This window comes from Methylobacterium indicum, assembly GCF_001043895.1.
Classification (GTDB): domain Bacteria; phylum Pseudomonadota; class Alphaproteobacteria; order Rhizobiales; family Beijerinckiaceae; genus Methylobacterium; species Methylobacterium indicum.
In genome coordinates this window covers 19,527-29,080 of sequence record NZ_JTHF01000043.1, presented here as the reverse complement: position 1 = coordinate 29,080, position 9,554 = coordinate 19,527, and the positions used below count along the sequence as shown (strand labels likewise).

The following is a 9,554-nucleotide window of genomic DNA, read 5'->3' as shown; positions in this document are numbered from 1 at the left end:
CTGCTGCCGCGCTGGCGCGGCGCGGCGCCGATCCAGCGCGCCGTGATGGCGGGGGACGAGGAGACGGGCGTCGCGGTAATGAAGATGGAGCCGGGCCTCGATACCGGCCCGGTCGGGATGCTGGAGCGGGTGGCCATCACCCCCGACATGACGGCCGGCGAGCTGCACGACCGGCTGATGCCGCTCGGCGCCGACCTGATGGCGCGGGCGCTCGGCGCGCTGGAGCGCGGCAACCTGCACTTCCGGGCGCAGAGCCCGGAGGGCATCGCCTACGCCCACAAGATCACCAACGAGGAGGCGCGGCTCGATCTCTCGCAGCCGGCGCGTGCCGTCTACGATCGCATCCGCGGCCTGTCGCCCTTCCCGGGCGCCTACCTGATGGCCGATCTCGGTCGCGGGCCGGAGCGGGTGAAGGTGCTGCGGGCGCGCCGGGCGGACGGCTCGGGCGAGCCCGGGACACTGCTGGATGCCGCCGGCACGGTCGCGTGCGGTGAGGGCTGTTTACGCCTCGTCACCGTCCAGCCCGCCGGCAAGGGCGCGATGCCGTTCGAGGATTTTTCCCGCGGGCGGCAGCTCGCACCGGGCAGCCGCCTCGCCTGATGCCCCGCTACAAGCTCGTCGTCGAGTATGACGGCACCGCCTTCGCCGGCTGGCAGCGCCAGGCCGCCGACCGCTCGGTGCAGCAGGCGCTGGAGGAGGCCATCGCCCGCTTCGTCGGCGGGCCGGTGCGGGTGCATTGTGCCGGGCGCACCGATGCCGGGGTGCATGCCACGCATCAGGTCGTCCATCTCGACCTCGACAAGCCGTGGCGCACCGACACCGTGCGCGATGCCGCCAACGCCCATCTGCGCCCCGAGCCGGTGGCGGTGATCGCGGCGGACGAGGTCGGGCCGGATTTCGACGCCCGCCACTCGGCGGTCAAGCGCCACTACCGCTACCGGATCCTCAATCGCCGCTCCCCGCCCGCCCTCACCCGCGGCTTCGTCTGGCACGTGCCCTGGGCGCTGGACGCCGCCCTGATGCACGAAGCGGCGCAGCTGATGCTCGGCCGGCACGATTTCTCCGCCTTCCGGGCGGCGGAGTGCCAGGCCAACAGCCCGGTCCGCACCCTCGATCGGCTCGACGTGACGCGCGAGGGCGAGGAGATCGTCGTGGTCACCGCGGCGCGCTCGTTCCTGCACCACCAGGTCCGCGGCATGGTCGGCACCCTGATGCTCGCCGGCGGCGGGCGGCTGACGCCACAGGGCGTGCGCGACGTGCTCGATTCCCGCGACCGCACCCGCTGCGGGCCGCTGGCGCCCTCGGGCGGGCTGACGTTGACCGGGGTGGATTATCCGACGACGTCCGAGTGAACGTTCGCGACTGAACGGTTCTGCCTAACTCCGGAGCCCTGCGAACGTAACGGAGAATCGGTCGCCGCTGACGGTCCAGCATGGAATGGTTCACCTGCCCACCGTCCGGACCCCAGGCCGCCTGAATTAGCGACTCTCGATTGTATCGCGTGCCGCGGAGGGTTGTCTGTCGCCGGTGTCCGGCGTGCGATGCCGCTTGCCTTGTCGATCGAACAAATGTAGAACACGCTCAGGTCTCGGCAATGTGTGTTTCGGGCACAAGGTTCCCCCTCCCCTTGCCGGACCCGGCCGGTTCGGCCCAACTCGCGCGACCGAAGCGGTGGTCCGCGGCGTCGGGTGGGCGTGCGCCGAAACGAGCGCCCAAGTGAGATGGAACGAGAGGAGAGCGCGATGGCGGGCAGCGTGAACAAGGTGATCCTGGTGGGCAATCTCGGGCGCGACCCCGAGACCCGCCGGCTGGCCTCCGGCGATCCGGTGGTGAACCTGCGCCTGGCCACGTCCGAGTCCTGGAAGGACAAGGCGTCGGGCGAGCGCAAGGAGAAGACCGAGTGGCACTCGGTCGTGATCTACAACGAGAACCTGGCCCGCGTCGCCGAGCAGTACCTGCGCAAGGGCTCGAAGGTCTACGTCGAGGGACAGCTCCAGACCCGCAAGTGGCAGGACCAGTCCGGCCAGGAGAAGTACACGACCGAGATCGTGCTGCAGCGCTTCCGCGGCGAGCTGACGATCCTCGACGGCCGCGGCGGCGGCGGCGAGGGCGGCATGTCCGAGATGGGCGGCGGCGACGAGATGGGCGGCGGCCAGATCAGCCGCGGCGGCGATTACGGCGGCGGCGGCGGCGGTGGCCGCAGCTCCGGCGGACGGTCTTCTTCGTCCGGCGGCGAGCGGCGCCCGGCCCCGTCGTCGAGCGGCGGCGGCAACCAGAAGCGCTACGACGACCTGGACGACGACATCCCGTTCTAGGCCGCGCCCATCGCGGCGGACCGCGATCCGGTCCGTCGCGACGTGCCTGCATCGGATGAGGGTCGCGAGCGGCGCCCGGCCACGACATGGCCGGGCGCCGCCTCGTTTCGCGGGTGCCCGACGGGGGCGGGGGGTGCCGTCTCACGCAGGCTGCCGGACACCGATCGAAACACTTTAACGGGAATTCGTCGCGATACCGGCACAACTTCCAATGATCAATTCATACTTGTTAAACGCCTCCCGCTGAGAGTGGGGAGAGACTTGGTTCGAGCTGTTCGTAGGGACGAGAATGCGTTTCGCTCCCGGAAGGCGTTCCAGGTTTCGCGACGATCGGGCGGGTCTCACGACGGTGCTGTTCGGCATCCTGCTGCCGATCATCATGGTGGGCATCGGCGGCAGCATCGAAATCGCGCGCGCCGTCGAGTACAAGCAGCGGCTGATCTCGGCGGCCGACCTGAGCTGCCGCCAAGCCAAGGTCTACGTCGATAGCCTGAGCGGCCTCAGCATGCCGAACGGCTACGTCGCGACGGTACAATCCTACGCCGACAAGAACCGGTCGGAGCGAGCCCTTGCCGCGACCGCGCAGGTCACCGCCACGCCCACGGTCTCCGCCACGGTCCTGACCGTGCCGCCGCTGACGGTCCGCCCCGGCAACATCCACGTCGTGGCGAACGGCGCGGTCGCCTTGTTCTTCGAGCGCTTCCTCAACAAGGGCAGCGTCGATTTCGCGGTCGTGCGCGACTGCACCGTCGAGGCCGCCTCCTCGTCCGGCCCGCCGACGACCCTGATGTCCGAGTCGTTCGAGGGCTACGCCTCGCAGCTGGTCGGCGGCTGGGCCGTGTTCGGCACCATGTCGCAGGCGAACTGCCCCAGCGCGCTCTGCCAGGGAAAGTCCTGGGGCACGACCAATGCCGGCGTCGAGGTCGACCAGCTCTCGGCCATCGCGACGGGCGACGGCGTGCAATACGGCCAGTCCTTCGCCGAGCTGGACAGCGACTGCGCCAATCAGGTCGGCACCCGGACACAGGCCCAGACGGCCGCCTGCCCGAGGAACGCCAACAGGAACACCGACACGACGAATTCGTCGATCAACATGATCTTCAACCTGCCGGTCGGGGCCTACGAGATCCGCTACGTCTACACGGCCCGCAAGAACGTCGGCGCGTACCAGTACCCGAACGACACCGTCATCTGCTCGAACCCGAACGACACCGACGGCCTGACACGCGACGGCGACGTGGCGAGGAACGGGGCGAACATGAGCACGGTGTCCCTCGACGGCCAGACGCGGCGGATCGAGCTCTGGGTCGAGCCGAAGACGAGCGGATACAAGTCCGACAGCCAATCCCTGACCGCCACGACAGACCCGCAATACATGAAGCAATACATGGCGGACGTGTGCGTCTGGTCGAAAACCTGGATCGAGCGCAGCTACAAATTCAAGGTGACGAAGCAGCAGGAATACCGGATCTCGTGGCGGGCGGCCGGGCTCGACGACAGCTTCGGCGGACTGATCGACTACCTGCGCTTCTGCCAGAATTCCTGTCCGTGAATCGACCTGCGTGAGCGCATGCCATGGTTCCACCGCCCCTCTCGCCGAGCACGCACGGTGACCTCGGCGGCCAGGATGCTGACGTGCCGGTCGGGGGCGACGGCGGTCGAGTTCGCCCTGATCGCCTTTCCCCTGCTGATGCTCGTGCTCGGGCTGCTGCAATTCGTGGTCTACTGCTACCTCCAGCAGACGATCAGCGACGCGCTCTACCAGACGGCCTCGAATCCCGAGCCGGAGATCCTGGCGCAGGACAAGCCGGGCTACGTCGCCAGGATCTGCGCCAAGGTCGCCTTCCGGCAGAGCTGCCTCGGTCAGGCCGGCGGCATCACGGTCGAGGCCATGAGGCTCCCGAACGTGCCGACGGCATCGCTCGCGATCACCGGCACCGTCTTCGACACCGGCGCGAGCCAGGACGTCATCCTGCTGCGGGCGAAGATGCCGGCGCCGCGCCTCGTGCCGATGGTTCCGGAGCTGGTCGCCCAGGACTCGGTCGTCTTCCGTCGATAGGGGTGTGAATCCACCGGATGCCGGCCCGCCTCGACACGTTCCTGCGCTCCGTCCGGGGCACGGCATCGGTGGAATTCGCCGTGATCAGCAGCCTCGCGCTGCTGATGTTCATGGGAACGCACGACATCGTCTTCATGGTCAACACGAAGCGGGACGTGAACCGGGCCTCGGTGGTGATCGCGCGGGCGATGTCCACCTGCTCAAGCTCGAGCTGCATGTCGGATCTGATCGACGCGTACATCAAGCGCCGGGCCAATACGTTCGTGCGCTATCCCGGTGCGACGATCGACATGTACATGATCCAGAGGAGCGGCGGGACGGTGAAGGTCTGCTCCGGCACGCGGACGACCCTGACCGATGCCGACGTGATCGCCTCCGCCGGCAACATCATGCGCGACGGCGACATCGGGGCCGCGGTCATCGTCAGCAGCACCTACACCTCCGTGCTGCCGAGATTCGTGAAGACCTACATCAGCCCGTCGGGCGTGTCCTATCGCGGGTACGCGATCGACGTGATGACGAACGCGAACGCGATCTGCTGAACCCGGGCCGGCACGCGGTGGCGCCGGCCAGGGCTTCGAGGCAGGGCGCCGCCTCGCGCGGCGCCCTGCCCTCTCCGTCCGTCAGGCCGGTGCGCCCGCCGCCTTGGCCTCGCGGCGCCGGGCGTGCAGCACGTACTCGGTGTAGCCGTTGGGCTGGACGCGGCCCTTGAAGACCAGATCGCAGGCGGCCTGGAAGGCGGGACCGTCGAAGCCCGGCGCCATCGGGCGGTAGAGCGGGTCGCCGGCATTCTGGCGGTCGACCACCTTCGCCATGCGCTTCATCGTCTCCATCACCTGCTCGTGCGACACCACGCCGTGGTGCAGCCAGTTGGCGATGTGCTGGGACGAGATCCGCAGGGTGGCCCGGTCCTCCATGAGGGCCACGTCGTGGATGTCCGGCACCTTGGAGCAGCCGACGCCCTGGTCGATCCAGCGCACGACGTAGCCCAGGATGCTCTGGACGTTGTTGTCGATCTCCTGCTGCACGTCGTCGGGGGCGAAGTTCGAGCGGGCGAGCGGAACCTGCAGGATCTCGTCGAGGGCCGAGCGCGGGCGGCGCGCCAGCTCCTGCTGGCGGGCCTTCACGTCGGTCTCGTGGTAGTGCAACGCGTGGAGCGTCGCGGCGGTCGGCGAGGGCACCCAGGCGGTCGAGGCGCCGGCCTTGGGGTGGGCGCCCTTCTGCATCAGCATGTCGGCCATGGCATCGGGGGCCGCCCACATGCCCTTGCCGATCTGCGCCCTGCCGAGCAGGCCGCAGGCGAGACCCACGTCGACGTTGTTCTCCTCGTAGCCCTTGATCCAGGGCGTGCCCTTCATGTCGTTCTTGCGGATGACCGGGCCGGCCTCCATCGAGGTGTGGATCTCGTCGCCGGTGCGGTCGAGGAAGCCGGTATTGATGAACACCACCCGCTCGGCCGCGGCCTTGATGCAGGCGGCGAGGTTGACCGTGGTGCGGCGCTCCTCGTCCATGATGCCCATCTTGAGCGTGTTGGGCGCCAAGCCCAGCATCGCCTCGACGCGGGTGAACAGCTCGACCGCGAAGGCGACCTCGTCGGGCCCGTGCATCTTCGGCTTGACGATGTAGACCGAGCCGCGGCGGCTGTTGCGCAAGCCCGTGCTCTTGAGGTCGTGGATCGCGATCAGGGCCGTCACGGCGGCGTCGAGCATCCCCTCCGGCACCTCGGCGCCGGACTCGTCCAGCACCGCGTCGGTGAACATGTGGTGGCCGACATTGCGCACCAGCATCAGCGAGCGGCCCGGCACCGTGACCTCGCCCGCGCCGTCGGGCGCGGTGTAGGTCCGGTCGGGGTTGAGCTTGCGCTCGAAGCGCTTACCGTCCTTCTCGACCGGCGCCGCGAGGGTGCCGTTCATCAGGCCGAGCCAGTTGCGGTAGACCACGACCTTGTCGTCGGCATCGACCGCCGCGACCGAATCCTCAAGGTCCATGATCGTCGAGACCGCGGATTCGACCAGGATGTCGGCGACGCCCGACGCGTCGAAGCGGCCGATCCGGTGGGTGCGGTCGAGGACGATCTCGACGTGCAGGCCGTTGTGGCGCAGGAGCAGGGCGTTGGGCGAGCTGGCCTTGCCGCGGTAGCCCGCGAAGGCCTCCGGCCGGGCGAGCGGGATCGTGTCGCCGGTGTTCATGTTGCCGACGAGCTGGCCGCCCTCGACCGCGTAGGTCACCACGTCGGCGTGGCGGCCGCCGGCGAGCGGCACGGTGCGGTCGAGGAAGGCACGGGCGCGGGCCACCACCCGGGCGCCGCGGGTGCGGTTGTAGCCGCCGCCGCGGGTCGCACCGCCCTCCTCCGACACCGCGTCGGTGCCGTAGAAAGCGTCGTAGAGCGAGCCCCAGCGGGCATTGGCGGCGTTCAGCGCGTAGCGGGCGTTCGAGGTCGGCACCACGAGCTGCGGGCCGGCGATGGTGGCGATCTCGTCGTCGACGTTGTCGGTGCGCACCTGGACCGGGCCGGGATCGGGCAGGAGGTAGCCGATCTCGGTGAGGAAGGCCTTGTAGGCCGCCTCGTCCACCGGCTTGCCGACCCGCTCGCGGTGATACGCGTCGATTTTGGCCTGCAGGGCGTCGCGAGTCTCCAGCAGGGCGCGGTTGCGGGGCGCGAGGTCGCGCACGAGACCCGCGAGCCCGTTCCAGAACGCCTCGGGGGCGACCCCCGTGCCCGGCAGGGCCTCCTCGACCACGAAGTCGTGCAGCACCCGGGCCACCGACAGGCCACCGATCGTCTTGCGATCCATCATGTTCCTCCCGCGGGCAACCGCACGTGCCGCGTCCCGGTCCCCTTAACAGGCGACGGAGGTGCCAGAAAGTCGGGGTTCCGCCGACAAGCCCCGCCGGGGGAGCGGCGAATCGGAGCGGGGCGGGTCGCGGCGGGATGAGACGCCGTGACGAAAACGTAATGCATGTGGTGAGCGAAAACGCTCCGCTCGGGCGTTGCCTCCCCGTGACAAACGCCCGTCCCCCTCCCATCTCGTGGGCGCCGGGCCGGGTCCGCCCACCGGCAACCGAAGGAGTACGGCTCCATGAACAGCGAAGAACGCGACGTCATCAACGGCATATTCCAGCGACTGGAGCAGGCCGCGCAGCAGCCCCGCGATGCCGACGCGGAGCGCTTCATCGCCGACAAGATCCGCGCCCAGCCCTATGCCCCCTACGCGATGGCGCAGCTCGTCTACGTGCAGGAGGAGGCGATCAAGAGCCTCAACCAGCAGCTCGAGCAGGCCCGGGCCGAGGCGCAGCGCGGCGGCCAGGCCGCGAGCCAGGGCGGGGGCGGCGGCTTCTTCTCCAGCATCTTCGGCGGCGGCTCGCGGCCGGAGCCGCAGCAGCAACCGCCGCGCGGCGGCGCCTGGGGCAACCAGGGCGGCGGCTACGGCCAGCCGCAGCCCGGCTATGGTCAGCAGCAGCCCGGCTACGGCGGTCCCCCGCCCGGCTACGCCCAGCCGCAGCAGGGCGGTCCCTGGGGCGGCCAGCAGGCCGCGCCGCAGCGGGCCGGCGGCGGTTTCCTCGCCACGGCGCTGCCGATGGCGGCGGGTGCGGCGGGCGGCATGCTGCTCGGCAGCGCGCTCAGCAACGCCTTCGCGGGCGGCCATTCGTCGCTCGGCAGCATGGCGGGCCTCGGCGGCGCCGGTGCGGCGGGCGGCGGCGAGACCGTGATCGAAAATAACTACTTCGGCAACCAGGGCGGAAGCGAGGATTTCGGCGCGCCGCTCGGCGGTGACGATGCCGGCTTCCAGGACGCCTCGTTCGACGGCGACATGGGCGACGGCGGCAGCGACGACTGGGTCTGACCGGCCCGTCTGTTCCTCATGAAGGGGCCCCGCCGCGGCGACGCGGCGGGGCCCTTTTTCGTCGTCGGATCACGCCCCTCGTCAGATCACCTGCACGCGGGCCCCGACCGGCACGCGCTCGTAGAGGTCCATCACGTCCTCGTTCATCATCCGGATGCAGCCCGAGGAGACCGACTGGCCGATCGTATGCGGCTCGTTGGTGCCGTGGATGCGGTAGAGCGAGGAGCCGAGATAGAGGGCCCGGGCGCCGAGGGGATTGGCGGGACCGCCGGCCATGTGGCGCGGCAGGTCGGGGCGGCGGCGCAGCATCTCGGCCGGCGGCGTCCAGTCCGGCCATTCGCGCTTGGCGCTCACGGTCTTCATGCCAGACCAGGCGAAGCCCGGCCGCCCGACGCCGATGCCGTAGCGCAGGGCCCGTCCGCCGGGCTGGACCAGGTAGAGGAAGCGCGAGGGCGTATCGATCACGATCGTGCCGGGCCGCTGCCCGCCGTCATAGGCGACCTCCTGGCGCTGGAAGCGCGGATCCATCGCCCGGCCGATCCCCTCCTCCTCCCGGGCCTCCGGCAGCGCCGCCCGGCGGGTGCCGGGCGCCTCGAACGGATCGGGCGCGTAGGCATGCTGCATCGCCGGCCGGGACGCCGGGGCTTGCGGGGCGTAGGCCTGCTGCGGCGCATAGGCCGGCGGTGGCGCGTAGGCCCGGACCGGCACCGGGTCGCCCGAATGCAGGACGGCCCCGGGCTCGACCGGCGCGTAACCGGCCGGCGCGTAGCCGACCTGCGCCCCCGACGTGCCGGCGGCATAGCCCGCCGTGCGGGCATAGGCCGGCCGCTGCCCGTAGGCCTCGCCGGCATAGGCGCCCGGCCGGGTCGCGTAGCCGGCTTGGCCGTAGGCGGCTTGGCCGTAGCCTGCTTGGCCATAGCGGGCTTGGCCGTAGCCGCGGCCGTCCAGGATCGTCCCGTCGGGCGCGACCGGCGCCGCGCGCAGGGGACGGGCGACCGCTCCCGGGTCCTGCCCGGTCATCAGGTACTCGATGAAGCCGCCGCCATAGCCGGTCGTTCCCTGCGCCAGGGCCGGACCGATGCCGAGCGCCATCATGCCCAGCCCCGCCGCGACCGTCCCGGCCCGCACCATCCCGCGCATCACCATCGCACCCCAGCCTCGAAGATCCGTCCGACCGATCGCCGTCTCCGGCGACAGGAGAGCGGATCGGCGGGGACCGGGCCGTGAAGGAACGTGGTGAGCGTTTCCCTAAACCCTTGCGCCGAACCGTTAATCCGCCGGCATCGTGAATCCTTCGTCACTGCCTGCCCCTGCGGCGCCGGGCATTCAGCAATT

The 9,554-nt window shown here is 70.3% G+C and carries 9 protein-coding genes; 7 read left to right on the top strand and 2 right to left on the bottom strand.

Annotated elements, in window-relative coordinates; translation table 11 throughout:
- The 6 genes from QR78_RS05520 to QR78_RS05495 all read left to right on the top strand — a co-directional run.
- On the top strand, positions 1-600 hold a 600-nt coding region (locus tag QR78_RS05520), incomplete at its 5' end, for a methionyl-tRNA formyltransferase (RefSeq protein WP_048426502.1).
- Positions 600-1,352 carry a tRNA pseudouridine(38-40) synthase TruA gene (gene truA, locus QR78_RS05515; protein ID WP_048426501.1) on the top strand — a complete coding sequence of 251 codons (753 nt, stop codon included), beginning with the start codon at positions 600-602 and terminating at the stop codon, positions 1,350-1,352. The genes QR78_RS05520 and truA, both read left to right, overlap by 1 nt.
- Before the next feature lie 390 nt (positions 1,353-1,742).
- Entirely contained in the window at positions 1,743-2,315 is a 573-nt protein-coding gene (ssb, locus tag QR78_RS05510) for a single-stranded DNA-binding protein (RefSeq protein WP_048426500.1), read from the top strand.
- 289 nt (positions 2,316-2,604) lie between these two features.
- Positions 2,605-3,867: a TadE/TadG family type IV pilus assembly protein gene (locus tag QR78_RS05505; RefSeq protein ID WP_125901304.1), complete on the top strand. Its 1,263-nt coding sequence runs from the start codon at positions 2,605-2,607 to the stop codon at positions 3,865-3,867.
- Positions 3,868-3,924: 57 nt separating this feature from the next.
- On the top strand, positions 3,925-4,374 hold the full coding sequence (locus QR78_RS05500; protein ID WP_058617874.1) for a TadE/TadG family type IV pilus assembly protein: 450 nt from the start codon (positions 3,925-3,927) through the stop codon (positions 4,372-4,374).
- Positions 4,375-4,391: 17 nt separating this feature from the next.
- Positions 4,392-4,916 (top strand): TadE/TadG family type IV pilus assembly protein, encoded by a 525-nt coding sequence (locus QR78_RS05495; RefSeq protein ID WP_048426497.1) that lies wholly within the window; start codon positions 4,392-4,394, stop codon positions 4,914-4,916.
- An 81-nt stretch (positions 4,917-4,997) separates the two neighbouring features.
- On the opposite strand, the gene QR78_RS05490 is transcribed toward QR78_RS05495, so the two are convergent.
- Entirely contained in the window at positions 4,998-7,169 is a 2,172-nt protein-coding gene (locus QR78_RS05490; protein ID WP_048426496.1) for a malate synthase G, read from the bottom strand.
- A gap of 285 nt (positions 7,170-7,454) precedes the next feature.
- Here QR78_RS05490 and QR78_RS05485 point away from each other — a divergent pair, with 285 nt between their 5' ends.
- Positions 7,455-8,219, top strand: a complete 765-nt coding sequence (locus QR78_RS05485; RefSeq protein ID WP_048426495.1) for a DUF2076 domain-containing protein — start codon at positions 7,455-7,457, stop codon at positions 8,217-8,219.
- 81 nt (positions 8,220-8,300) lie between these two features.
- Here the strand turns inward: QR78_RS05485 and QR78_RS32400 are convergent, their stop codons facing one another.
- On the bottom strand, positions 8,301-8,945 hold the full coding sequence (locus QR78_RS32400) for a L,D-transpeptidase (RefSeq protein ID WP_082172074.1): 645 nt from the start codon (positions 8,943-8,945) through the stop codon (positions 8,301-8,303).
- Positions 8,946-9,554: the final 609 nt, after the last annotated feature.

Coding starts and splice junctions, on each gene's coding strand:
- QR78_RS05505 (WP_125901304.1), top strand. CDS start 2,605: ATGCGTTTCGCTCCCGGAAGGCGTTCCAGGTTTCGCGACGATCGGGCG.
- QR78_RS05490 (WP_048426496.1), bottom strand. CDS start 7,169: ATGGATCGCAAGACGATCGGTGGCCTGTCGGTGGCCCGGGTGCTGCAC.
- truA (WP_048426501.1), top strand. CDS start 600: ATGCCCCGCTACAAGCTCGTCGTCGAGTATGACGGCACCGCCTTCGCC.
- QR78_RS05485 (WP_048426495.1), top strand. CDS start 7,455: ATGAACAGCGAAGAACGCGACGTCATCAACGGCATATTCCAGCGACTG.
- QR78_RS05495 (WP_048426497.1), top strand. CDS start 4,392: ATGCCGGCCCGCCTCGACACGTTCCTGCGCTCCGTCCGGGGCACGGCA.
- ssb (WP_048426500.1), top strand. CDS start 1,743: ATGGCGGGCAGCGTGAACAAGGTGATCCTGGTGGGCAATCTCGGGCGC.